Annotated in this window: 23 protein-coding genes; 19 read left to right on the top strand and 4 right to left on the bottom strand. The window is 56.0% G+C overall.

Translation table 11 applies throughout. From position 1 onward, the window contains the following. Positions 1 to 63: 63 nt before the first annotated feature. The 12 genes from HALO_RS00605 to mscL all read left to right on the top strand — a co-directional run bounded on the left by HALO_RS00605 (position 64) and on the right by mscL (position 13,060). The gene (locus HALO_RS00605; protein ID WP_050712825.1) at positions 64 to 630 is read left to right on the top strand and encodes a nuclear transport factor 2 family protein; all 567 of its coding nucleotides are present in this window, start codon (positions 64 to 66) and stop codon (positions 628 to 630) included. Between the two features lie 12 nt (positions 631 to 642). After that, the gene (locus tag HALO_RS00610) at positions 643 to 1,701 is read left to right on the top strand and encodes a maleylacetate reductase (RefSeq protein ID WP_035582094.1); all 1,059 of its coding nucleotides are present in this window, start codon (positions 643 to 645) and stop codon (positions 1,699 to 1,701) included. A 44-nt stretch (positions 1,702 to 1,745) separates the two neighbouring features. After that, positions 1,746 to 2,591 (top strand): dioxygenase family protein, encoded by an 846-nt coding sequence (locus HALO_RS00615; protein WP_035582093.1) that lies wholly within the window; start codon positions 1,746 to 1,748, stop codon positions 2,589 to 2,591. 242 nt (positions 2,592 to 2,833) lie between these two features. Then, positions 2,834 to 4,285, top strand: coding sequence for an APC family permease (locus tag HALO_RS00620; protein WP_035582085.1), 1,452 nt, complete (start codon positions 2,834 to 2,836; stop codon positions 4,283 to 4,285). A 71-nt stretch (positions 4,286 to 4,356) separates the two neighbouring features. Next, on the top strand, positions 4,357 to 5,781 hold the full coding sequence (locus HALO_RS00625; protein WP_050712826.1) for an aldehyde dehydrogenase family protein: 1,425 nt from the start codon (positions 4,357 to 4,359) through the stop codon (positions 5,779 to 5,781). Positions 5,782 to 5,792: 11 nt separating this feature from the next. Beyond that, positions 5,793 to 7,202: an aminotransferase class III-fold pyridoxal phosphate-dependent enzyme gene (locus HALO_RS00630; RefSeq protein ID WP_197671964.1), complete on the top strand. Its 1,410-nt coding sequence runs from the start codon at positions 5,793 to 5,795 to the stop codon at positions 7,200 to 7,202. Between the two features lie 112 nt (positions 7,203 to 7,314). After that, entirely contained in the window at positions 7,315 to 8,643 is a 1,329-nt protein-coding gene (locus tag HALO_RS00635) for a hypothetical protein (RefSeq protein ID WP_035582080.1), read from the top strand. A gap of 41 nt (positions 8,644 to 8,684) precedes the next feature. Further along, positions 8,685 to 9,662 carry a helix-turn-helix domain-containing protein gene (locus HALO_RS00640; protein ID WP_231896782.1) on the top strand — a complete coding sequence of 326 codons (978 nt, stop codon included), beginning with the start codon at positions 8,685 to 8,687 and terminating at the stop codon, positions 9,660 to 9,662. A gap of 90 nt (positions 9,663 to 9,752) precedes the next feature. Further along, complete coding sequence (locus tag HALO_RS00645; protein WP_035583666.1) at positions 9,753 to 10,229, top strand: MarR family winged helix-turn-helix transcriptional regulator; 477 nt, start codon at positions 9,753 to 9,755, stop codon at positions 10,227 to 10,229. 597 nt (positions 10,230 to 10,826) lie between these two features. Beyond that, positions 10,827 to 11,339 carry an SLC13 family permease gene (locus tag HALO_RS00650; RefSeq protein ID WP_050712827.1) on the top strand — a complete coding sequence of 171 codons (513 nt, stop codon included), beginning with the start codon at positions 10,827 to 10,829 and terminating at the stop codon, positions 11,337 to 11,339. A 239-nt stretch (positions 11,340 to 11,578) separates the two neighbouring features. Next, the gene (locus tag HALO_RS00655) at positions 11,579 to 12,400 is read left to right on the top strand and encodes a 3-keto-5-aminohexanoate cleavage protein (RefSeq protein WP_050712828.1); all 822 of its coding nucleotides are present in this window, start codon (positions 11,579 to 11,581) and stop codon (positions 12,398 to 12,400) included. 135 nt (positions 12,401 to 12,535) lie between these two features. Next, the gene (gene mscL, locus HALO_RS00660) at positions 12,536 to 13,060 is read left to right on the top strand and encodes a large-conductance mechanosensitive channel protein MscL (RefSeq protein ID WP_035582071.1); all 525 of its coding nucleotides are present in this window, start codon (positions 12,536 to 12,538) and stop codon (positions 13,058 to 13,060) included. Between the two features lie 55 nt (positions 13,061 to 13,115). Here the strand turns inward: mscL and HALO_RS00665 are convergent, their stop codons facing one another. Both HALO_RS00665 and HALO_RS00670 read right to left on the bottom strand, forming a co-directional pair. Next, a complete protein-coding gene (locus tag HALO_RS00665; RefSeq protein ID WP_050712829.1) occupies positions 13,116 to 14,393 on the bottom strand; it encodes a heme biosynthesis HemY N-terminal domain-containing protein in 1,278 nt (425 codons plus the stop codon). Continuing rightward, a complete protein-coding gene (locus HALO_RS00670; protein WP_231896783.1) occupies positions 14,390 to 15,373 on the bottom strand; it encodes a uroporphyrinogen-III C-methyltransferase in 984 nt (327 codons plus the stop codon). The genes HALO_RS00665 and HALO_RS00670 overlap by 4 nt, the downstream gene beginning before the upstream one ends. Here HALO_RS00670 and HALO_RS23410 point away from each other — a divergent pair. Further along, the gene (locus HALO_RS23410; protein ID WP_231896784.1) at positions 15,353 to 15,493 is read left to right on the top strand and encodes a hypothetical protein; all 141 of its coding nucleotides are present in this window, start codon (positions 15,353 to 15,355) and stop codon (positions 15,491 to 15,493) included. The genes HALO_RS00670 and HALO_RS23410 overlap by 21 nt on opposite strands. Then, positions 15,480 to 15,665 carry a hypothetical protein gene (locus tag HALO_RS23415; protein ID WP_161786296.1) on the top strand — a complete coding sequence of 62 codons (186 nt, stop codon included), beginning with the start codon at positions 15,480 to 15,482 and terminating at the stop codon, positions 15,663 to 15,665. The genes HALO_RS23410 and HALO_RS23415 overlap by 14 nt, the downstream gene beginning before the upstream one ends. 243 nt (positions 15,666 to 15,908) lie before the next feature. On the opposite strand, the gene HALO_RS00675 is transcribed toward HALO_RS23415, so the two are convergent. Next, positions 15,909 to 16,688, bottom strand: coding sequence for a uroporphyrinogen-III synthase (locus HALO_RS00675; RefSeq protein ID WP_050712830.1), 780 nt, complete (start codon positions 16,686 to 16,688; stop codon positions 15,909 to 15,911). Beyond that, entirely contained in the window at positions 16,685 to 17,629 is a 945-nt protein-coding gene (hemC, locus tag HALO_RS00680; RefSeq protein WP_035582060.1) for a hydroxymethylbilane synthase, read from the bottom strand. Before hemC ends, HALO_RS00675 begins: the two co-directional genes overlap by 4 nt. A 135-nt stretch (positions 17,630 to 17,764) precedes the next feature. On the opposite strand from hemC, the gene HALO_RS00685 reads away from it, so the two are divergent. The 5 genes from HALO_RS00685 to dapF all read left to right on the top strand — a co-directional run bounded on the left by HALO_RS00685 (position 17,765) and on the right by dapF (position 24,321). Further along, on the top strand, positions 17,765 to 20,554 hold the full coding sequence (locus HALO_RS00685) for a bifunctional diguanylate cyclase/phosphodiesterase (protein ID WP_050712831.1): 2,790 nt from the start codon (positions 17,765 to 17,767) through the stop codon (positions 20,552 to 20,554). 97 nt (positions 20,555 to 20,651) lie between these two features. Further along, positions 20,652 to 22,055 carry an argininosuccinate lyase gene (argH, locus tag HALO_RS00690; protein ID WP_035582057.1) on the top strand — a complete coding sequence of 468 codons (1,404 nt, stop codon included), beginning with the start codon at positions 20,652 to 20,654 and terminating at the stop codon, positions 22,053 to 22,055. Continuing rightward, entirely contained in the window at positions 22,052 to 22,183 is a 132-nt protein-coding gene (lptM, locus tag HALO_RS23420; protein ID WP_022521220.1) for an LPS translocon maturation chaperone LptM, read from the top strand. Before argH ends, lptM begins: the two co-directional genes overlap by 4 nt. A gap of 33 nt (positions 22,184 to 22,216) precedes the next feature. Beyond that, a complete protein-coding gene (gene lysA / locus HALO_RS00695; RefSeq protein ID WP_050712832.1) occupies positions 22,217 to 23,488 on the top strand; it encodes a diaminopimelate decarboxylase in 1,272 nt (423 codons plus the stop codon). Continuing rightward, complete coding sequence (dapF, locus tag HALO_RS00700) at positions 23,488 to 24,321, top strand: diaminopimelate epimerase (protein ID WP_035582054.1); 834 nt, start codon at positions 23,488 to 23,490, stop codon at positions 24,319 to 24,321. The genes lysA and dapF overlap by 1 nt, the downstream gene beginning before the upstream one ends. The last annotated feature ends 5 nt before the right edge of the window (positions 24,322 to 24,326 follow it).

The raw sequence follows: 24,326 nt of genomic DNA on the forward strand, positions 1-24,326 counted from the left end.
TGAGCAAAAGGGCAAACCTAACGTCGGTGTTGTCCCTCCGGCAAACAAGAAAAGGAGKGAAAAATGTCAGAAGTCACAAATAGCGAACTGAAAGCGTTGGTGACACGCATCGAAACGTTGGAGGCCGAGGCCGAAATACGCCGTCTTCAGGCACGCTACATGTTTCTGTGCGACACGCCAATTCCCGAATATGGTGTGACGAGCGATGAAGAGCGTATCGATTTGATCATGGAGCTATATACGGAAGACGCCGTCTGGGAAGGCGTGGGCGRGTACTACGACAACCAGTTCGGCCGCGCCGAAGGGGCGGCGGCCATCCGGCGCCATTTCCAAGGGTTCTGGAAGAAGGATCAGGATCCCAAGCTACTGCTCAACGTCCACTACCTGACCTCGGAGCAGATCAACGTTAATGGCGACATTGCGGAGGGGCAGTGGGTGCACTGCCAGCCCTGGATCTTCTCCAATGGCAAGGCGCTGCTGCGTTCGTCGCGACTCAACAACGCCTTCCGCAAGGAGCCTGATGGTAAGTGGAAAATCACCAGAACGCGTACGGAGAATGTCTTCGTTGCTCCTCTACAGGAGGGGTGGGCAACGGATTACCCCTCGCAATCGGTATTGCTCAAACCCTGAGGGAGAAAAAGTATGCCACACGCTTTTCTCTATACGGCCAACCCTGCACGGGTTGTGTTTGGCCCGGGTAGCCAGGCCAGGATTGCCGACGAGGTGCGCCAATTGGGGCGCACCAGAGCCCTGGTATTATCGACGCCCTCCCGCCGAGAGGATGCTGAACATCTCAACGTGCAGCTTGGTGAGCTGGGTGCCGGCGTCTTCAGCGAGGCGGCCATGCACACGCCTGTGAAGGTAACCGAACAGGCCATGACGGCTTTTGATAAAGCAGGCGCCGACTGCATCGTCGCACTGGGTGGCGGCTCGACCATCGGACTGGGCAAGGCGATCGCCTATCGCAACGATGCGCCGCAGGTGGTGGTAGCGACAACGTATGCGGGTTCCGAGGTCACGCCGATTTTAGGGCAAACTGAAAACGGCCTAAAAACCACCGTCAAGGATCCCTCCATTCTTCCCGAAGTGGTGATTTACGACCCAGAACTCACCATTGGGCTACCGGTGGCAGTGAGTGTAACCAGCGCTCTTAACGCCATGGCGCATGCCGTGGAAGGCCTCTATGCCAAGGATCGTAACCCCATCAGCAGCCTTATGGCCCTTGAGGGTATTCGCAGTCTCAAGCAGGCGTTACCGGCCATCGTTGAACATCCGCACAATCTACAGGCGCGCAGTGACGCGCTCTATGGTGCTTGGCTGTGCGGCACTGTGTTGGGCAGCGTAGGCATGGCTTTACACCACAAGCTCTGCCACACCCTGGGAGGCAGCTTCGACCTGCCTCATGCCGATACCCACGCCATCCTGCTGCCGCATACCGCGGCTTACAACGCTCGATCAGCCGCGGAGGCTCTGGCCCCTGCAGCGGCGCTCTTCGGCGGTGAGCTGGGTGGTGGCCTCTACGACTTTGCGGTCTCGCTCGGCGCCCCTCTTGCCCTCAAAACTTTAGGGCTGAGCGAGTCGGCGCTGGACAGCGTTGCCGATCAGGCGGTGCTGAACCCGTACTGGAACCCACGGCCGGTGGAGCGCGACGCCATCCGCGAGCTGCTCCAGCGTGCCTGGAACGGTGACCGCCCAGACTAATCCATCATGGCCCTGGCGACAGGGCCCTCACCCAGGAATTAACCATGTCCCAGATTGATTACTTCACTGAAGAGCGCTCCGTTGAGTCGGTCAATAGGCGTATGGGGGGGGATATCGACCCCCGGCTACGTGATGTCATCGGCTCGCTGGTCAAGCACTTGCATGGTTTCGTCAAGGAGGTCGAGCTCACCCAGGCTGAATGGGAGTTGGCAATCGATTTCCTGACCAGTACGGGACAACTGTGCGATGACAAGCGGCAGGAGTTCATCTTGCTCTCCGATACTCTCGGGGTCTCCATGCTCGTGGATGCCATTCAGCATCGACGGCCGGCGGGCGCGACCAAGAATACGGTGTTTGGTCCCTTTCATGTGGATGGGGCGCCGACGCTGCCCATGGGCGCTTCCATCTCGTTAGATGGCAAAGGCGAGCCGTGCCGTTATCAGGGCCGAGTGCTTGATCTGGAGGGCCATCCCATCGAAGGCGTAAGCATTGATGTGTGGTCAGACAACAGTGACGGATTTTACGACATTCAGCAGCCCAATCAGCAGCCAGAGTGGAACAATCGCGGCGTTTTCGTTACGGCAGCCGATGGTCACTACGAATTTATTGGCATTAAGCCAGTTTCTTATCCGATCCCAGATGACGGCCCGGTAGGCAAAATGCTGGAAAGTCTCGGGCGTCATCCGTGGCGGCCAGCACATATGCACTTTTTGCTTACTCATCCTGACTATGAACGGATTGTCACCCACACCTTCGTAGCCGGTGACACTTACCTGACATCAGATGCGGTCTTCGGCGTTAAAGACTCCCTTATTGTGGATTATGTTCCGGTTAATACCGGAAAGGTGAAGTGGCAGACAAGTTTTGACTTTGTCATGGCACCGAAATAAGGGCTCCCTTGTTAGTTACGATAGTGGCTTTTTTATTGCTGGATTTTGCTTAGGCATGTTTGCTTTTCCAGCCATGAATAATGCTGACAAGTTAGTTGGTCGATATCTTTGGTTTTTTATAAGATATTGTTTTTAAAAAACTTATTGATGCCGATTTGGGATAACGGTCAAGGAGAGATGGGCATAGTATGTAGGTTGTAACTCTGTTAATTCCAATAAGCATAATGAAAAGGGCTGAAACAATGAGCGTTATTTCCTCCCCGACTGTTAGTTCGACAGAACTACGAAACGGTGCCTTAGGTGTTGGTTTTATTATTTTCTTCGTGGTATCCGCTGCCAGTCCCTTCAGTGTTCTGGCTGGTGGCTTTCCGATTGGCATGATGCTGGGAAATGGTGCGGGAACACCTGCACTAATTGGTTGCGCACTGTTGATTATTTTGATGTTTTCGGTGGGCTACACCACTATCGCCCGCTATGTGACGAACGCCGGGGGCTTCTATGCTTTCTCAGCGCGMGGGCTGGGCGGAGTGGCTGGCGGTGCAGCCGGTGGACTGGCTCTATTTGCGTATAACATCCTGCAAATAGGGTTGTACGGGATGTTTGGTGGTGTTGCGGCAGGCACCATGAGTCAAGTTTTTGGCCTGGATCACCCATGGTGGATCTACTCGCTGCTGGCGATGGGAAGTATCGCATTGCTAGGGTATCGAAAAATTGATCTTTCTGCCCGCGTGCTTTGCTTCGTTGTCACGGCAGAGTATCTGGTTATCCTAATATTGGACATTGCTATCCTGTCGAGTGGCGGGGACAGCGGCGTGAACCTCGACGCGTTCAATGCTGAGCATGTCTTCAGCGGTGCCCCGGCCATAGGCCTACTGTTCTGCTTTGCGGCTTTCATTGGTTTTGAAGCGACGACCATCTATGGGGAGGAGGCCAAAAAACCCAAGCGAGATATTCCTCTAGCAACTTATGCATCCATACTTCTAATTGGCTGCTTTTATGCCCTGTCCACATGGTCGATGGTGGTGGGTACAGGAGCGGATAAAATTGTTGCCGTGCTTCAAGGCCTCGACGACCCAACCACATTGATTTATGGCCTGTCCGATCATTATGTTGGCCCTGAGTTGACACGCGTTATTCGCGTGATGTTTCTGGTCAGTATCTATGCTGGTTTGCTCGCCTTTCATAACTCCGCCGCTCGCTATTTCTTCGCCATAGGCCGTGATGGTCTGCTGCCAAGCGTATTGGGAACGACCCACCCGGTTCATCAGAGCCCTCACATCGGATCGCTACTCCAAACGTTGATAGCGGCCAGTGCGGTGTCGATTTTTGCAGCTTTCGGTGGCGATCCCATTCTGCAGCTCTTCGCTTGGTTCTCCAGTTTGGCGACCCTTTCCTTAATCCTATTGATGGCCATTACCTCTTTGGCGGTGCTGTTCTTTTTTATCCGTCACCCCGAGTTAAAAGAGGCCATGTGGCGAACACGCCTGTTCCCGGCACTATCCTGTGTGGCCCTGCTATTCATACTCGTGATTGCGGTGATGCATTTTGACGTCCTGACGGGCTCAAGCAAGGTTCTTTCGTATGGTCTCTGCATGCTCATTCCCCTGTTTCTCATGGTCGGCGTCACTCGGGCATTACGCCTGCGTCGATCTTCGCCCGAAAGATATCAATTGCTTGGTTTTCATAAGCTTTAAGTTCACTAAAGCGTTCATCAAAACGTTCATTACAACACTAAATATGTGGATGAGAGTTAAAAGGAATCGTTATGGAAAATTACCMCCTGGTTATAAATGGCGAAGATGTGGCCGGGGAAAACGACAGCTTCATGGTTGTTAACCCTGCCAGCGAGATCGCGTTTGCGCAGTGCTCGACTGCTTCAGCCGATCAGTTGGATCAAGCCGTCAAGGCTGCTCGGGAGGCTTTCACTCAATGGGGTATCAGCTCCCATGAGCAACGTTGTGAGCTTTTGCATCGTATTGCCAATGATATGGAGCGAGAGGCAGATGAGCTGGCGAGGCTGATTGTCCAGGAGCAAGGAAAACCGCTGGCGTTGGCTTACGCCGAAGKGGGAGGTGGAGTGGCCTGGACACGTTATGCTGCCAACCAGGAAATCCCGGTCAAGCTGATCGAAGAGACACCCACTCAACGCATTGAAATGCATCACAAACCCTTGGGGGTGGTGGCCTCTATCACCCCTTGGAACTGGCCCTTCATGATTGCTGTATGGCATATCATGCCCGCTTTGCGTGCCGGAAACTGTGTCATCAGTAAGCCCTCCAGTCTCACGCCCCTGAGTACGATTCGCTTGATACAGATAATTGCCCGTCATGTGCCCAAGGGGGTCGCCAATGTCGTTATTGGGGAGCATGGCTTTGGACACGCTATTACCTCTCACCCGGGTATCAACAAGATCGTCTTCACCGGCTCCACTGAAACTGGCCAGCGCGTCATGCAAGCCGCTGCCGGCAACCTTAAGCGGCTGACTCTGGAGCTCGGTGGCAACGATGCCGCTATCGTCTTGCCCGGCACGCCGGTCGAGGCAGTCGCCGAGGATATCTTTCAGGCGGCCTTCCTCAACATGGGGCAGACCTGTGCCGCGCTCAAGCGACTCTACGTGCACGAATCACAGTGTCAGGCACTCGCCGAGGCCTTGACGGTTATTGCTCAGAGACAAGTCATCGGTAACGGCCTTGAGGACGGTGTGACCTTTGGGCCGATACAGAACCTGGCGCAACTGACGTTGGTGGGCGAGCTTGTTGATGATGCTCGTGCCCAGGGTGCACGGGTGGTGTGCGGAGGCGAACGTCTAAGCCAACCAGGTTTCTTTTATCCCCCCACTATTGTCACGGGGGCCACAGATGGTCACCGTCTGGTAGACGAAGAGCAGTTCGGCCCGGTGCTGCCGTTGATCGCTTACCACGACGTAGAAGACGCATTGCGCCGAGCCAACGCCAGCACCATGGGCCTGGGTGGCTCGGTGTGGGGCCCTGATACGGCCGAGGCCCMGGCTATCGCAGCGCGCCTGGAAAGCGGCGTGGCCTGGGTCAACTGCCATGCCCAGATTCAACCTAACACCCCCTTTGGAGGCTGCAAGATGTCCGGTTTTGGCGTCGAGTTTGGCCTGGAAGGGCTGCTGGAGTTCACCACCCAGCAGTTGCTGTTCGTTCGTAAGCCCACCGCTCAGCCGTGAGGATGACCACCATGTCGACCCATACCGTGCTCAAGCACATCGAAACCCCAGAAGCAGCCCAGGGCGAAGCCATGTACGCAAAATACAAGACAACGGAAAAGAAATTCTGGCACCCAATGAGCGCCTCGGCGCCAGCCAACCGTGCTAACACCCTGATCATCGCCCGCGGTGACGGTAATTACATCACCGACATCGACGGCAACCGCCTGCTCGATGGCGTCGGCGGCCTGTGGAACGTCAATGTCGGCCACAACCGCCCCGAAGTGAAAGACGCCATTGCCGCGCAGCTCGACGAGCTGGCCTATTACCAGACCTTTGACGGCATCGCTCACCCGCGCGTGTTCGATCTGGCCGAGCGGCTGACCTCAATGTTCGCTCAGGAGAAAATGGCCCGCGTGCTGTTCAACTCCGGCGGCTCCGATGCGGTGGAAACCGCACTGAAAATGGCGCGCCAATACTGGATCGCGGCCGGTCAGCCCGGGCGTACCCGCTTCCTCTCGCTACGCAATGGCTACCATGGTGTGCACATTGGCGGCACCTCGATTGGCGGCAACGGCGTCTATCACTACAACCATGGTCAACTGCTTGCCGGTTGCCACCTGCTCGACACCCCCTGGCTGTATCGCAMCCCCTGGGATTGCCGCGATCCAGAGGAGCTGGTCGAGCATTGCATTCGTCAACTCGAGGAGCAGATCGACTTCCTCGGTGCTGGCTCAATCGCTGCCTTTGTTGCCGAGCCGGTGCAGGGCGCTGGCGGCGTGATCGTGCCGCCGTCCGCGTATTGGCCGCGCCTGCGTGAAGTTTGCGACCGGCACGACATCCTGCTGATCGCCGATGAAGTGGTTACCGGCTTCGGTCGCAGCGGCTGCATGCTCGGCAGCCGTGGCTGGGGCGTGGCGCCAGMCATTCTGTGTCTGGCCAAGGGGATTTCTGCTGGCTATATCCCGCTGGGTGCCACGGTATTCAATCAGCGCATCGTCGATGCCATCGAAAACGCCCCCAGCTTCGCCAACGTGATCATGCACGGCTACACCTACAGCGGCCATCCGGTTGCTTGTGCTGCAGCACTGGCAGTGTTGGACATTGTTGAGAAGGAAGACCTGCCAGGCAACGCGGCAAAGGTGGGCGCGCACCTGATCGAGGGCTTGAAGCCTCTGAGCGAGCGTTTCGACGTGGTTGGCGAAGTGCGTGGCAAGGGCCTGATGGTCGCACTTGACCTGGTCGCCGACAAACGCACCCGTCAGCCGCTGAATCCTGCCGAGGGGCATGCCACTCGTATTGCTGAGGAGGCCCGCCAGCAAGGAGTACTTGTGCGCCCGGTGGGCAGCAAGATCATCCTCTCCCCGCCGTTGACCTTGACGAACGATGAGGCCGATATGATCGTTCAGGCGCTTGAGACGGCCCTTTCGCGCCAGGGCTAGGTGCTTTAAACGAGCGCGTTCCATCTTCATAAGGATGACGCATGCTCTAATCGAACAGCTCGTGAGTTCACAMCAAGCGAGCCAATAAGAAAAAGATTATCAAGGTGCAGATATGAACTCCTTTAAGACAACCTGGGTTACAAGTAGTGCTTTGGCGCTGGCAATCGCCATTGGTCAGGTAGGTCAGGCTCAAGCCTACGAACTGTTTACGAGTACTGATGGGGAAGTGAATGCCGATCTGTTAGCCGTCCATGGCTGGATGAACAGCCGCAAGAACTACGACGGCAGGGAAGATGGCTCGAATTGGCGCGAGGGTTTCATTAAGTACGGTTTCAGCGGTTATCAGGGGTTGGCAGGATCTGGCACCTTGTATGGTGGCCTCAACTGGGTCAGCTCCGCCACTTGGGGGGATGGTGATGCCGGTGGTAACAGTGACGGCACAGAGCGCAGAACGTCGCTTGAGGATGCCTATCTGGGGTGGCGCTCTGCGGATATTTTCCCCGCTCTTGGGCAGGATGGGCTGGATTTCTCGTTTGGCCGACAGGTCGTCCAACTCGGCAAGGGGTTCATCATTAATGACGATGGTTTGAATCTAGGCAGGGGACCGGCCGACGGTGCACTCAATCGAGGCGGCGCCTATTATTTGGCGGCCAGACATGCCTTTGATCGCACCGCAGTGGTGCGCATCGGAGGTGAACAGGGCCTGCACGGGACGGCTGCCTGGCTAAAGTCCGATAATCTTGCTCAAGCAGAAACTGAGCTCGCCGCTACCACCATCGACTACGCCAGTGATGCCGGTAATGTCGGCCTGACCTGGGTACATGGTCTTGATGTCAACCGCGAGTGGGCCAGCGATTTTCTTCAGCAGCGTGATGGAATGGATGTCTACAGCGTACGGGGTGGCAGTGATGCCGGTATTGAGAACGCCAACGTCGAGTTCGAATATGCCTGGCAGGACAAAGATTCTGGCACAGAAAATGCTTGGTATATCGAGGCTGGCTACACTTTCATGGAAGCCCCTTGGACCCCGAGCCTAACGTACCGCTATACACGCTACTCGAGGGACTGGGACTCGCTGTTCACGGGCTTGAACAGTCCTGCTCTGGGTACTTGGTTCCAAGGCGAAGTCGCGGCCAACTATGCGGGGCCCTATGCGCGCAATAACGATGTCCACCATCTCGCCTTGAGAGCTAGCCCTATGGAGAATCTTACTCTTGGTGCACTGTTCTTTGACTTTAGCACCTTGGGAGGGCGCAATACGTTGAACCTGGATGGCCGAGAACTGGATCTGTATGCGGAGTGGGCCGTGAACGACAACATTGTCATCACTCCCTTGCTGGGCTTTTACAAGCCAGAGAGAAGTGAGAACGATGGAGGGACCCAAGTGGATGGCAATGGGACCAATGTGTACGCGCAGCTCGTCTTGGCGGCGTTCTTTTGACTATTTGACCCATGGGGGTGGTCGGCGCTGTGAAGTGAACCATGCTGCTGAGCGATGGGCGATGCAGTATTTTCAGAGGGCCGATTATGCGATACGAAGTTCGTTCTTTTCATGACTCTCAACAGCATGCTGCTGCTATCCAGGGATGGCAGCAGGTTTATGACCAACTGGGCTCAGGGCGCCTTTCGAGTGAGCTTTTTCAGGTCTCAGGAGAGCGTTTTCAAGTTTTTCATGAAGTGCTGGATAAGCGAGTCGTCCAGCATGGAAACGCACCTAAACAACGCTTCTGCATGGCCTTTGCTACCGGAAAGTCACCCATTATCCAGAGGGGCAAAGTAGGATCTAATAGCGTTCTACTACTCCGCGACGGAGAAGAGTTCCTGCTACATGCTCCGGAACGAACGGCGTTCTTGTCGTTGAGTGTCGATCTCGAAAGATTAACCCGATTGGCGGACATTGAGCTGGGATCAGCTCGGTTTTCCCAGTTCGTCTCGCTGCCGGGCATGCATGTCCCGATGCGGCTGCTGAAAGAAATAAAAGCTCAGGTGTGTCGGAGTTTCGATGGCTCCATCAGGCAGGGGGAGCACGAAGCTCCCGCCCTTGAGAAGGACGTCGAAGATACCTTGATGTCTGTGCTGCTCGATATTTTCTTGCAGTCGCATGCCGAGGAGAAACGCAGCGAGCTTGCTGTGAGTGCCTATATCGTCAAGAAAAGCCAGGAGTTAGCCCTGGCCGATCCGGGCGGCCCGCTTAGTGTGCTTGATCTCTGTGAGGGCTTACGCGTCAGTCGTAGGACATTACAAAATAGTTTTCAGCGAGTCGTGGGGATGCGCCCGATCGAGTTTTTAAGATGTATTAGGTTGAATGCCGTACGACGAAAGTTAGCAAATTCTACCTTAATGGAAAGTACGGTGGGTGATGTCGCGTATGAAATGGGATTTCGTCATTTGAGCCATTTTTCGGCAAGTTACTACAAATTGTTTGGTGAGTACCCTTCTGAGACACAGCGACTTGAGTGAGGTAGTGAAGCATTCGTTGAGCGCTTTCGTTATAGAGAATACATGCTAGAATATTCTACTATTTTCGTAGCGCTGGGAGCGCCTCCCATTATGGTCGACAAGGATGAACTTGCCTCCTCCTTCTTCCCTCTTTCTGATGAGTATCGGGCACAAGACTTTCCCCTCTACTGGGTAGCTCGATTGAATGCTAAATACAGTGCCGATGTGGATTCTCTACTCAAGCCTCATGGGTTGAGTTCTTCCAAATGGCGGGTGCTCATGATCCTGCGTGAGCAAGGCCGCCTGAGTATGTCGGATATTGCCACTCATGCGGCGGCGAAGCTCTCCACCATCACTAAAATCGTCTATAAAATGCAAGAGATAGGATTGCTCAAAACCTCTCCTTCTCCCCAGGATGGCCGTGTCACTGAGGTGGAGTTGACTGAGAGTGGTGAAGCCAAGTTGACTGTGGTCAGAGAGCTTATGGGACGTGTGGTAGAAAAGGCTTTTACCGACTTGCATAAGGATGAAATCATTTATATTAACCGATGCCTAAGCAAGATGTTCCGCAACTTAAACTCGTTGTAATACTTCCAGATGGCAGCGGAATATTGATGATTAAAGAAGACTACCTCACGGAGAAGACACTGGCATCCGGCGACTGATCCAAGGTGCGCTATGATCGATTCTCTTTCTCTGTTCAAGAGAGCTTTAGTAACTGTATATAGTTGACGACCGCATCAGTTGAATGGCGGGGCTGACCACCATCGCGGAAAACGAGGCTTGGTTGCCCTATGCGTCGCTGGAATAGGCCCTCACTTTTCTCAACTGGCCTCCTTATCCAAGCTGATATTTGGGTTTTTTTGCTTTCCTACCAAAGCTCTCTGCGCTTTCTCGCTCGGTAGTAAAGGTGTGATCCTCGTATCCCAGCACTATACCGCAGTCCAGAAAACTGCCGGCATGTGAGCACCCCTTAACAGAATCGTACGGTGCTTTTCCTTGCGACTACTCATACGTAGCTGACACTGGTGAAAGAGCCAGTTCATCTATTAGTCGTAAGCTATACGTCGTAACTAAGGCGGATATTCCGTATTCCTTGTGGCTATTACCATACCGCCACCGCAGTGATTATGGTGCCCATTGGAGGCTCGATCATTGCGCTAGTGAAGTCACTGGGTAACGGTGATGACACGCCCAAGTGTGCTACTGGGCATTGCCTATGCCATCACCATCGGCTCCATGGCCACATTGATCGGCCAGCCGCCGATGGCGCTAATGCGCGCCTACATGGAAGACACCCACGGGCTTAGCATCGGATTTTGCCACTGGATGCTGGTGGGTGTGCCTTTCTCATTCACCATGCTGATATTGGCTTGGCTGGTTCTCAACAAGCTGGTGTTCCGCTCGGAAGTTGAGAACATCCAGGGTGGCCGGGCTATGATCGAGACAGAGCTCAAGGGGATGGGCCGACTGTCGCCTGAAGAGTCGCGTGTATTGATGGTCTTTGCCGGGGCGGTGTTCTGCTGGGTTTTCGTGCCGTTAATCGCGAGAATTCCTGTAGTGCAGAGTGCGCTGCCTTGGTTGGGTAACATCAACGATACCAGTGTGGCGATTCTGATGTTTGTGATTCCCGCCTCTAAAGGAAAAGGGGCGTTGCTGGATTGGTCGGCTACCCGAGACGTGCCCTGGGGGGGCTGATTTTGTTTGGCGGTGGCCTAACACTCTCAGCCCAGTTCACCGCCTCTGGCTTGAGTGCCTGCCCTACGAGTCGCTTGAGTAGCGCTTAAGTGTTGCAACCTTTCCTCCCTTGCCCAAGCGGATACTTGGGCTTTTTTTTCGCCTTTTCGCGATGATTTGAATTTGACGCTGGTAAATATCTGGCCTATCTTGTTCGTATTACAAATTAGTATTCGTTATGCGAACAAAAAGAGGTTTCCATGTCCCAGCCCTGCATTATTTGTGTCGCCATTACCGGCAGCCTGCCACGCAAAGAGAACAATCCTGCCGTGCCCATCACGGTTGAAGAGCAGGTGGAAAGCACTCAGGCTGCGTTTGAGGCGGGAGCTAGCATTGCCCACTGCCATGTGCGCAACGATGACCAAACGCCTTCCTCTGACCCAGAGAAGTTTGGTCGCCTAATGGAAGGGCTTAAGAAGCACTGCCCTGGCATGATTATTCAGCTCTCTACCGGTGGGCGTTCCGGCGCTGGTGAGGCACGCGGTGGCATGCTGCCGCTGAAGCCTGATATGGCTAGTCTCTCGGTGGGCTCCAATAACTTCCCCAATCGTGTTTACGAGAATCCGCCGCAGTTGGTGGAGTGGCTTGCAGAGGAAATGCTCAAGTACGATATAAAACCCGAAATCGAGGCCTTCGATTTGTCGCMTATCCATCAAGCGGTGGCACTTTCCAAGCAGGGCAAGCTTAAAACTCCGCTGTATGTTCAGTTCGTCATGGGCGTTAAAAACTCCATGCCAGCGGACAAGCCCACCTTTGATTTCTATATTGAGACGCTCAAGCGGCTGGCGCCGGAAGCCCAATGGTGTGGCGCAGGTATTGGTGCCAATCAATATCTGCTTAATGAATGGTCGATTGCGGCAGGCGGCCATACCCGCACTGGGTTAGAAGATAACGTGCGCTTGGACAGTAATACGCTGGCGCCTTCTAACGCAGCGTTGGTCGAGCGTACTGTCGCACTGTGTGAAAAGTACCAGCGCCCTGTGGCGACGTGGCAGCAGGCCCGTGAGATGCTTGGGTTATAGAGTGGATTTAAGCCTTGGTGGCCAGCCCTCAACCTGAATAAATTTACTTGCCGCCTAACGTACCGTCGCCCATGCTCTTAATTGAATGAAGTGGCGCTGGGTATTGGCTAAAACGCAACGTTAGGACATTGGGAAATGGCAAAGTTCTTTCAGGAATTCCGTGAGTTTGCGGTAAAAGGCAACGTCGTCGATATGGCGGTGGGGATTATTATCGGCGGGGCGTTTACGCTGATTGTGCAGAGCCTGGTGGCGGATGTAATGAATCCGCTGATTGGCTTGCTGGTTGGCGGGGTCGACTTTTCCAATCTGTTTGTGGTGTTGCGGCCAGGAAGTGTGGCTGGCCCCTATGCAACGCTGGCGGATGCCCAGGCGGCAGGGGCGGTAACGCTAAATGTGGGGCTGTTTATCAATGCGGTGGTCAGCTTTACGATCGTTGCCTTTGTGGTCTTCTTATTGGTACGCACCATTAACCGGTTAAAACGCGAAGAGGCGGTAGCGCCTGCAAGCCCAGCAGAGCAGCCATGCCCTTACTGCTTAATGGTGGTGCCGATCAAAGCCACCCGCTGTGGTCACTGCACAGCAACACTTCCTTCGCCAGCAGTGGCTGAAGCGGCGGATGAGGCCATCACCCCGCCGCACATGCCGCCAGCCAAACCTTGAACCACTAAAAAGGGCGCCTATAAAGGCGCCCTGAAAAGTAATACCAGAAGCGCCACTAGGCGCTTTTCTTAATGGTTTTGCTATCTTTTTGCTTACTTTCGGGCTTTTTGCTGTCGCTAGCATCGCTGGGTTGGGGCAACGAAGGTAGCGACTTGGCCAGCATTTCGACGCTGTGACGGTAGTAGAGTTGGCTCTTGTTATGCTCGCCAAGGCTTGCATAGAGACGGGCAAGTTCTGCACAGACTTCGCCATTGGGGCGCTGGCGCTGGCTGGCTTCGAAGKACTCCAGCGCTTTATCCCATTTGCCGGTACGCAGTGAAAGGCGGCCACAGGCGAGCAGTAGCTCGGGGTCGTTGGGGCGCTCTTGTAACCACTTTTCGGCTTTTACCAGTTGGCGACCCGCGTCCACGTTCAGCAGGCCGTAGCGTTTTACTAAACGTGCGTCCCAATGGTTATCCAGCGAATGGTTGAGCAGTCGCTCGGCGATCGGTTCTTCGTTGGCTTGAATCAGCGCCTCGGTATAGAGCACGATCAGCTCGGTATTACCGCGAAGGTAGTCGGGCATATCGGCCCAAAGACCGCGCACTCGCTCAATGTTAGTGGGGKTTTGCGCCTCGAATACGATGAGCTCGCGGTAGGCTTTAAACTCCAGCTGTTCACGCTCTTGCTGAGTGATGAGCTTCTGCGCCGCGAGGCGTGGAATCAAGCGCCGTAAACCTTCCCAATCATTGACGCTCAAGTGCACCTGTTTGAGTAGCTTGAGCACCTGCGGGTGGTTGGAGAGCTTCTTATCCAGGCGATTAAGAATCGCCAGCGCTTCTTCCGGCTGCTGACGCTCAATCATCATTTGCGCCTGCATCAAGCCAACGGCCGTATCGGCTCCATCGGTGGTTAGCTGCGCCTGGTTCAGATGCTCCTGGGATTTGGTGTGGTGGCCCTGATAATGGGCGGCCAGCGCTGCCGATAAGTAGTTGACCAGCGGTGTGCTGGAGTCATCAGCGGCGTTAAGCAGGCTCTTTTCCGCTTTTTTCCAGCGCCCTTCGGTCAGCGCTACCAGGCCACGCACGGTGCGCTGCATGGCGCGACGGTTGCGGGCGCGGCTGTTCCAACTACGAAAGCGCCCCATGGGACGAATAATGCCGCTGAGCAAACGCAGTACAAAGTGTAGAACGATAAAGGCGGCAAACAGCAGCACCAGACCAAACCAGAACGAGGTTTGGATGGAGGAGTCGCCCACGCGGATCAACCAGTAGCCGGGCACAGACATCATCAGGTGCCCAAATAGGGCCCCGACGGCGAGGCCTGCGACAATCAGGAGAACAAGCTTTCTCATGATTCACCTCCGCTTTGGCCACGCGTCTCGTAGCGGTTCTCGATAAAGCGTGCAAGTTCCTGCTGTGAAGCGCTGATGTCCGGCAGCTCTGGTTTTACCTCTGCTTCCTTGAGCTCTTGAAGGCGCGTAATAACGCTTTGGGTCTCTTCACGAGCGGTGTCGTAGTAGTCGTTCAGCAGCTGTAGCGCTTTGTCGATACTCGCGTCGTAAAGCTCTTTCTCTTCGTTGAGCAGAGCTAACTGCGTCTGCTCCAGTACCAGGCGCAGGCTCTGGCGCAGGTAGGACTCTTGCTCTGGGGTGATCAGCGCTTCCAGGGCTTCGTCGTGATGACGAACCACCACCAGGTCTTTGAGCTCTTCACCGAAGCGTGCCAGCTGGCGTTGGAAAGTGCCGGTGGGCGGCTCTTCGATGCTAGAAGTGACCGCCTGCGCTTCGATTTCTTGGGAAAGACGTAGGCTGGAAATGCGCTCCTGTTGGGCATTGAGTGCTAAGTAGAGGCCGGTGCGGTCAATCTGGGGTACGGCGTCAAGGGCGGCTAGCTCGTTGGCAATCGCTTCGCGTACAGGGGTCAACGCAGGATTATCAGCATCAACCAGACGGGCGTCGGCAGTACGCAGCAGTGCCGACGCGCCGTCTACGTCGCCTTCAAGCTGTAGGCGCTGATTGGCCAGACGCAGCAGGTAAGCCGCTTCAGCATGCAGCCACTCGCGTTCGTCGGTGTCCTGCTCTTGAGAGAGCTGATCCAGCACTTGCCCCAGGGTCTCATCGACATCGCTGCGGTAGCTATCAAATTCGTCGCGCAGTTCGCCCATGGTGTTTTGCAGGGCCTCATCGCGCTCGGCTTCGCCGCTATCCAGGCGTGACTCAAGGTCGCTGACCGCCTGTTGCGAGGCGCTACCTTCAGCCTGTTGCGCCAGTTCGTCGAGGCGCTGCTGCTGACTATCCAGGCGTTGCCAACCTTGCCAAGCGACGAACGCCAAGGCAACCGCCAGGATAATCACCAGGGCAATTGCGAGGCCGCCACTTTTGCCGCCACCACCGGTACTCTTGCCGTTGCCGCTATCTTTGTGACCGGTGGGCGGCGGTGTGCCAGCCGATGACTTGTCGCTGGACGGCTTGGACGAGGTGGCGTTTGAAGTGGATGAGCTTGAGGCTGACCCGCTTGAGGAAGAAGGGCTTGAAGAGGCGGCAGCGCTCGGTGAGCCTGCACTAGTTGCACTCTCTTTAGGTTTAGACGTGCTGGAGCTGCTAGACGGCGTATCTGCCGATTGAGCCGTAGGAGGACTGCTGGCAGCGGTTGAACTTGCAGCAGAAGAGCCCTTTCCACGCCGGCGCGACCGACTATTTTTAGCACCGCTTTGAGCGGGTGCTGTTGAGCTCGGCGTGCTGGGCTCAGTCGCGTCGGTCGTGGAAGCTGCTTTGTCGGTCGTTTTAGAGACGCCTTGGGAGGCATCGGCGGACGTCGGTTGTACGTCATCCTGATCGTTTACTTGTTTGCTCATCTGTCGCTAGCCCTTAGTAAGTTCCTTGATCGACATCGGCACCCTGTGGGTCGCAGGTCTCCAACGCCGCTATCAACGCAGCTGGCGTTGCTCCGGACGCCACCTTGAGGTCACAAAAACCTAGTATGCCAGCCAGTGTAGCCAAACGGCGACTGGAAACGATTAGCGGTTGGTTCAAGGCCGCCTGATTACACCATTTTGCCAGATGTTCCAGCAGTTCGCTGCTGGTGACGATCAACGCCCGATAATTAGCTGAAGAAAGGCGCGCTTGCAGGGCGGGTGTAAGTGGGTGAAACATGCGTCGATAGACGGCAACACGGGTCACCGTTGCCCCCCGCTCGGCAAGCGTATCTGCAAGCAGTGGGCGGCCACCTTCCCCCGCCACCAGTAGAATGCGCTGGTGCTTTAACTGCTGTAGCGAGGCAAGCGCAAGCAGCGCTTCACTGGTATCTTCGCCTGCGCTGGGCGAAGGGACATGCACGCGTACCCCCAACTGATCATAAAGCGTCGCCGCGGTGGCACTGCCAACGCTGTAGTAATCAATGCCAATGGGCAGTTGCGGCCAGAAGCGATCCAGCGCCTCGCTTAAACAAGTGGCGGCAAAGGGGCTGATGACGATTATCTTGTGGTACTGATCAATATCCAGCCAGATTTGCCGCATCGCGGGATCCTCTGGCAAGGCTTCAAGTTGCATCACGTTCAGCGATTCAACGCTCTCGCCCCGTTCGCGTAGCGCAGCGGCGAGCGCCTCTCCGCGCYCGCCGGGGCGACAGATCAGTACCGGTTGGCTCATATGGCGCGGCCGTAAACCTCAGCCAGAATATCGCCAGCGCCCTGGTCGAGCAGTTCTTCAGCAATGCGAATTCCCAGCGCTTCGGGCTCATGCATCGAKCCGCTGCCTTCAGCACGCAGCACTTCAGTGCCTTCAGGGTTGCCAACCAAGCCGCGTAGCCACAGGGTTTCATTGGCGGTGTCCAGCACCGCGTGGCCTGCAATGGGCACTTGGCAGCCGCCTTCTAAACGGGTATTCATGGCCCGTTCGGCGCGTACTCGGGTTGCGGTGTCTGCGTCGTCAAGCGGGGCTAGCAAGGCAATCAGCTCGGGATCATGCAGGCGGCACTCAATGCCTAGAGCACCTTGGCCGCAGGCGGGCAAGCACACTTCCGGCGGCAGTGCCTGGGCAATCCGCTCATCCAAGCCTAAACGCTTAAGGCCTGAGGTCGCCAGGATGATGGCGTCGAATTCGCCTGCATCTAATTTGCCTAGCCGGGTTTGTACGTTGCCGCGCAGATTAAGAATCTGTAGGTCGGGGCGGGCTTCACGCATCTGCAGCCCGCGGCGTAGGCTGGCGGTGCCAATACGCGCCCCTTCGGGAAGCTCATCAATGCTAGAGTAGTGGTTAGACACAAACGCATCGGTGGGGTCAGCGCCCTCTAAAATGACCGAAAGGCCCAACCCTTCAGGGAAGTGCATCGGCACATCCTTCATCGAGTGAACGGCAATATCGGCGCGACCATCCAGCATGGCGTCTTCCAGCTCTTTTACGAACAGGCCTTTGCCGCCAATTTTCGACAGCGGCGTATCGAGAATTTTGTCGCCCTTGGTAGACAGCGCCACAAGCTCGACCTCAAGGCCGTCGTGGGCCGCCATTAAGCGGTCGCGAACGTACTCAGCCTGCCACATGGCCAATTGGCTTTTACGCGTGGCAATGCGCAGTTTGGTGATTGATAGCACGTTATTCTCCCTATACCGCAGACACGGCGAGTCAAGCTATGATAAGTGTCATCATAAAGCACCGAACGCCACAGTAAAAATAACGGAACTAATTATGCTCACGTAACGTGTTTTATTCGTTCCCTAGGAAATCTTATGTCTTTAGTGTTACCCCACGGCCAGCTTGACCAGTTTTTCCTGCTCTCACGGGACCTGTTCTGCTGTATCGACTTTGAAGGCACGCTACTGCAAGTCAATCCAGCCTTCGAGACGCTGCTGGGGTACTCGCCCGAAAAATTAATTGGTCGCGCCTGTGGCGTCGTTGTGGATCCCCTTGATCATCCCGTCATCGAGGGGGCGTTACAGCGACTGAATCAAGGCCAAAAGATCGCTCCCTTCGAGGTGCGCGCCGTTTCAGTAACCGGCAAACAGCACTGGCTAGAAGTGACTGCTTCATTTGGCGAGGGGGTGATTTACGTAATCGCCCGGGTGATTACGCGCCGTAAGGCAGCCGATGAGCAGTTGCTGCGCAACCAACGGCTATTCAAAATTGCCGGTGAAACTGCGCTGATTGGTGGTTGGTATGTCGACATGGCGGATGGCAAGCCCATTTGGTCGGATGAACTCAKCCATATCCACGGTATGCCAGCTGGGTTTCAACCCAGCGTTGACGAGGCGTTCGCTTTCTATGCGCCTGAGTCGCAGGAACGCCTGCTGGCGGCATTCAATGCCTGCTGTGAACACGGCGTAAGTTTTGATAGTGAGTATGAGGTGATTACCCGCCAAGGTAAGCATCTTTGGGTGCGGGCGATTGGCAAAGCGGTACGCGATGACGAGGGCCGCATCATTCAGGTGCAGGGAGCGTCGCAGGATATTACCGAACAAAAGCAGCTGCGCGAAAACCTCACTCAGCTTGCGCACCGGCTTACCATGACCCTTGATAGCATTACCGACAGTTTTTTTACCCTGGATAACGATTGGCGTTTTAGCTACGTTAATCGCGAGGCTGAGCGTATTTTGAGGCGCCGCGAGGGTGAATTGCTAGGCCAGCATATTTGGCAGAGCTTTCCTGATGCCGTGGGTAGCCGCTTTGAAAAAGAGTATCAGCGCGCCGCGAGCGAACAGATAGCGGTACATTTTGAAGCATTCAATCCCCGGCTCAATAGTTGGCTTGAAGTGCACGTCTACCCTTCGCCCGAAGGGCTAGCGGTCTATTTCCGCGATATTAACGAGCGCAAAGCGACCGAGCATCAGCTAAAACTGCTGGAGCGTAGCGTTGAGTCAAGCACCAATGGCGTCATCATTGTCGATGCGCAGCGTGCTGATTGGCCTATTGTGTATGTCAATGCCGCTTTTGAGCGAATTACCGGCTATTCGCGTAGCCAGGCACTGGGGCGCAACTGTCGTTTTCTGCAGGGKGAAGAGACAGATCCCGCGACTATCAAGCAGCTAAAAGTGGGGGTTGTCGAACAGCGCGAAGTGCACGTGGTTATCCGCAACTATCGGCGTGATGGCACGGTTTTTTGGAACGACCTGTATATTTCACCTGTTCTCGATGAGAGCGGCCACGTGACCCACTTTATTGGCGTCCAGAACGATATCTCTGAACAGCGCGAATATCAGGCCCAGCTCGCCCATAACGCCCACCATGACGCCCTTACGGGATTGCCCAATCGCCTGCTGCTAGGTCAACGTTTAGAGCAAGGGTGCGTGGTGGCGCGCCGCTACCAGCGCTACATAGCCGTGCTGTTTATTGATTTGGACGATTTCAAACCGATCAACGATACGCTTGGCCATGAGGTGGGTGATTTTATTCTGGTCGAGGTTGCCAAGCGGCTGGAAAATGAACTGCGCCCCTGGGATACCGTTGCGCGATTTGGCAGCGACGAATTCGTCGTGCTACTGCCGGACCTGGCCCACCAAGATGATGTGATACAGGTGGTCGAGCGGGTTCTCCAGGGGCTTTCGCCACCTTACTGGTATCGTGGCAGCGAACTGCGCATCACCGCCAGTATCGGCATTGCCATCAACGATGGCAGCATGAAAAACCCTCGCCAGCTTATCCAGCAGGCCGATTTGGCGATGTACAAGGCCAAACGGAGGGGGCGGAATACCTACCATTGGTATACCGAAGACTTGAATCGCAAGGTTAGCGAACGGGTCAGCTTACGCAGCGCTCTACAGCAAGCCATTGAGCAGCAGCAGTTCGCGCTTCATTACCAGCCGCAAATCCACGCGCCAAGTGGGCGCGTGGTGGGGGTCGAAGCGCTGATCCGCTGGCAGCATCCTGAGCGTGGTAATATCCCGCCGTGTGATTTTATTAGCCTTGCCGAGGATACTGGCCAGATCATTCCCATCAGCGAGTGGGTGTTGGCCACCGCCTGTCGCGATGCTCAGCAGCTCAATGGACTGGGATTGGGTGAAATCACCATGGCGGTCAATATCTCGCCTATGCAGTTTCAACGCCCTGGTTTTTTAGCCTCAATTGAGCAGGTGCTGACTAGCAGTGGCCTAACGTCCTCGCTGTTAGAGCTGGAACTGACCGAGAGTGTTCTGATGGACAGCGCCGAGCAAGCGATCCAGGCGTTAAAGAGTTTGCGAGCGCTGGGAGTTCTGATTGCACTAGACGACTTTGGCACCGGCTTTTCTAGTTTGAGCTACTTAAAGCGCCTGCCGATTAATCGCATCAAGATTGACCGCTCCTTTGTGCGCGACGTAATCTCCGACCGCCGCGACGCTGCCATTATCGACGGCGTGGTCGCCATGGCAGGCAAAATGGGGCTGGAGGTGCTGGTCGAGGGCGTAGAAGAAGCCGAGCAGTTTAACTACCTTCAGCAGCGCGGCTGTGACTATTTCCAGGGCTACTACTTTGCCCGCCCCATGCCCCTCGACGCCCTGCGTGAATTTTTGCACAAACCGCCTGCCGTCATAACGTCGTGCTCTTAGCCCGCGCATAAATAAAAACGGCGTGCCGCTGACCGGGGCGACTCTGGTACACTTTCTGCTAACGACTCCATTGTTTTGTCAGCAGGATATATCTTCGATGAGCCAAGCCACGAATCAGTCTTGGGGCGGTCGCTTTAGCGAGCCCACCGATGCCTTTGTTGCACGCTTCACCGCGTCTGTTAATTTCGACCAGCGCCTGGCCCCCCAGGACATCCGGGGCTCCATCGCCCACGCCACTATGCTGGCCAGAGTGGGCGTGCTGACCGATGACGAACGTGATGCGATTATTAACGGTCTGAACGAGATTCAGGGCGAAATCGAGCGCGGCGAATTTAACTGGTCGGTGCCGCTGGAAGATGTGCACATGAACATCGAAGCGCGGCTGACCGAAAAGATCGGCATTACCGGTAAAAAACTCCACACCGGGCGTTCGCGTAACGATCAGGTAGCCACCGATATCCGTCTGTTTATGCGCGATGAAATCGACGTTATCGAAGTGGAATTGAAGCGCCTGCGTGAAGGCATGATCGAACTGGCTGACCGKGAAGCCGAGACGATTATGCCCGGTTTTACCCACCTGCAAACTGCCCAGCCGGTCACCTTTGGCCACCATATTCTAGCTTGGCAAGAGATGTTGGCTCGCGACCACGAGCGCCTGTTGGACTGCCGCAAGCGCGTCAACGTCATGCCGCTGGGCGCCGCCGCCCTGGCCGGCACTACCTATCCCATCGACCGCCACGTGACCGCAGAACTGTTAGGCTTTGACCGCCCCACGGAGAACTCCCTGGACGCGGTCTCCGATCGTGACTTCGCCATCGAATTCACCAGCTTTGCCAGCATCCTGTTGATGCACCTGTCGCGTATGAGCGAAGAGCTGGTGCTGTGGACCAGCGCCCAGTTCAACTTTATCGATCTGCCCGACCGCTTCTGCACCGGCTCATCCATCATGCCGCAGAAGAAAAACCCCGACGTACCGGAACTGGTGCGCGGCAAAACCGGTCGTGTTTATGGCCACCTGATGTCGTTGTTAACGCTGATGAAGTCGCAGCCGTTGGCCTACAACAAAGACAATCAGGAAGATAAAGAGCCGCTGTTCGATGCAGTGGATACCGTGCGCGACTGCCTAAAAGCCTTCGCCGATATGGTGCCCGCTATTGAGCCCAAAAAAGCCAGCATGTATGAAGCGGCGCGGCGTGGTTTCTCCACCGCGACGGACTTGGCCGACTACCTGGTGCGCAAAGGCGTGGCTTTCCGCGATGCCCACGAAATCGTCGGGCAGTCGGTGGCCTATGGCCTTAAAACCGAAAAAGACCTGTCCGAGATGAGCCTGGATGAGCTCAAACAGTTCTCCGATACCATTGAGCAGGATGTGTTCGAGGTGTTAACCCTGGAAGGCTCGGTCGCTGCCCGTAATCACATTGGTGGTACCGCGCCGAATCAGGTGCGGGCAGCCGCCCAGCGAGCGCGCGAGGCGCTGAGTGCGCTCAAGGCGGGCGCATGAAAACGCTGGCAATCATGGCCCTTTCGGCGCTGCTGTTAACTGCGGTTGTTGGCTGTGGGCAAAAAGGGCCGCTTTATCTGCCGGAAGATGCGCCCGCTGACGAGCAATCTGCCCAGGCGTCTGAATAGATAGCTGCAGGCCCAGGAGAAGGGGAGAGCACCATGGATTATTTTAACTACCGGGATGGCGTGCTATACGCCGAAGACGTGCCGCTGTCACGGATTGCCGACGAGTACGGCACGCCCTGCTACGTCTACTCAAAAGCCACCTTTGAGCGCCACTTTCGCGCCTATACTGAAGCGCTGGGTGGCCACCCGCACCTGATTTGTTACGCGGTGAAGGCCAACTCCAATCTGGCCGTGCTGGGCCTGTTGGCCACGCTTGGCGCCGGGTTCGATATTGTCTCCATCGGCGAGCTTGAGCGGGTGCTTAAAGCGGGCGGCGATCCGGCCAAGGTAGTGTTTTCCGGGGTTGCCAAGCAGCCCCATGAAATGGCCCGCGCGCTGGACGTGGGTATTAAGTGCTTTAACGTTGAGTCGCGCCCCGAGCTTGAGCGTTTGAATCGCGTTGCCGGTGAGCTGGGCAAAATGGCCCCGGTCTCGTTGCGGGTCAATCCGGATGTGGACGCGGGCACCCACCCGTATATCTCCACCGGCTTGAAGGACAACAAGTTCGGCATCCCGGKGGATGAAGCGCTGGCGGTTTACGAACTGGCCGCAAGCCTGCCAAATGTGCAGGTGAAAGGGCTTGATTGCCACATTGGTTCGCAGCTCACCGAAACGGCACCGTTTTTGGATGCGTTAGACCGCTTGTTGATGCTTATGGAGCGGCTGCGTGAGCGCGGTATCGAAATCGAGCACCTCGATTTAGGTGGCGGTTTGGGCGTGCCTTACCGCGATGAAAAGCCGCCACAGCCGTTTGATTACGCTAGCCAGCTGCTGGCGCGGCTTTCCCGCTGGGAGGGTGGCGAAGCGCTTACGCTGCTGTTTGAACCGGGCCGTTCGATCGCTGCCAATGCGGGCGTCATGCTTACTCGGGTAGAGTTTCTCAAGCCCGGCGAGACCAAGAACTTTGCCATTGTCGATGCGGCCATGAACGACTTGATTCGCCCTGCGCTGTACCAAGCCTGGCAGGCGATTGTGCCGGTGGATACTCGCCAAGTTCGGGATAGCGCCTTCTACGATGTGGTCGGTCCGGTTTGTGAAACCGGCGACTTTCTGGGTAAAGAGCGCGAACTGGCGATTGCCGAAGGCGATCTTCTGGCGGTGCGCTCGGCAGGTGCCTACGGTTTTGTTATGGCGTCAAACTACAACAGCCGCCCGCGTGCCGCCGAGTTAATGGTCGATGGCGACAGCTGCCACGTGGTGCGCGCGCGGGAAACCGTTGCTAGCCTATGGGCGGGTGAAGCGCTGCTGCCCGAAGGAGGGAGCTGATGCTGTTACACTTCACCAAAATGCATGGCCTGGGCAACGACTTTGTCATGGTGGACCTGGTTACTCAGCGCGCCCGGCTGGACGAAGCACAAATCCGCGCGCTGGCTGACCGGCGTTTCGGTATTGGCTTTGATCAGCTGTTGGTTGTCGAACCGCCTCGCGATCCCGAGATGGATTTTCGCTACCGCATTTACAATGCCGACGGCAGTGAAGTGGAAAACTGCGGCAACGGCGCGCGCTGTTTTGCCCGCTTCGTGCGTGATCAGCGGCTAACCCATAAGCATGAAATTCATGTGGAAACCGCCGGTGGCCCTTTGGTACTCACCGTTCAGCACGATGGTATGGTGCGGGTGGATATGGGCCGCCCGCGGTTTAGCCCTGTGGTGCTGCCGTTCGATGCGCCTGGGGATCAACCTCTGCATCAGCTAGCCGTGGGCGACGAAACGCTGCAGATCGGTGTGGTCTCCATGGGCAACCCTCATGCGGTGATTCAGGTCGACAATGTGGATGATGCCCCGGTCGAACGCCTCGGGCCATTAGTAGAGGCGCACCCGCGCTTTCCCAAGCGTGTTAACGTGGGCTTTATGCAGGTACTCTCGCCCAGTGAAATTCGCTTGCGCGTGTATGAACGTGGTAGCGGCGAAACGCTGGCTTGCGGTACCGGTGCCTGCGCCGCGGTGGCCAGCGGCATTCGCCAAGGACTGCTGAAAAGCCCGGTAAAAGTCCATTTGCCTGGTGGCGAGCTCAGCATTGAATGGCCTGACCCTGAAGGGGCGCTAACGATGGTGGGACCGGCTACGCGCGTTTTTGATGGCCGCGTAGCACTCAATTAATTCGA

Origin of the sequence: Halomonas sp. R57-5, from assembly GCF_900070345.1 — a bacterium.
Classification (GTDB): domain Bacteria; phylum Pseudomonadota; class Gammaproteobacteria; order Pseudomonadales; family Halomonadaceae; genus Vreelandella; species Vreelandella ventosae_B.

Bases quoted from the DNA above. Each gene is read 5' to 3' on its own strand.
- HALO_RS00610 (WP_035582094.1), top strand. From the start codon at position 643: ATGCCACACGCTTTTCTCTATACGGCCAACCCTGCACGGGTTGTGTTT.
- HALO_RS00615 (WP_035582093.1), top strand. From the start codon at position 1,746: ATGTCCCAGATTGATTACTTCACTGAAGAGCGCTCCGTTGAGTCGGTC.
- HALO_RS00635 (WP_035582080.1), top strand. From the start codon at position 7,315: ATGAACTCCTTTAAGACAACCTGGGTTACAAGTAGTGCTTTGGCGCTG.
- HALO_RS00640 (WP_231896782.1), top strand. From the start codon at position 8,685: ATGCTGCTGAGCGATGGGCGATGCAGTATTTTCAGAGGGCCGATTATG.
- HALO_RS00645 (WP_035583666.1), top strand. From the start codon at position 9,753: ATGGTCGACAAGGATGAACTTGCCTCCTCCTTCTTCCCTCTTTCTGAT.
- HALO_RS00650 (WP_050712827.1), top strand. From the start codon at position 10,827: ATGACACGCCCAAGTGTGCTACTGGGCATTGCCTATGCCATCACCATC.
- mscL (WP_035582071.1), top strand. From the start codon at position 12,536: ATGGCAAAGTTCTTTCAGGAATTCCGTGAGTTTGCGGTAAAAGGCAAC.
- lptM (WP_022521220.1), top strand. From the start codon at position 22,052: ATGAAAACGCTGGCAATCATGGCCCTTTCGGCGCTGCTGTTAACTGCG.
- dapF (WP_035582054.1), top strand. From the start codon at position 23,488: ATGCTGTTACACTTCACCAAAATGCATGGCCTGGGCAACGACTTTGTC.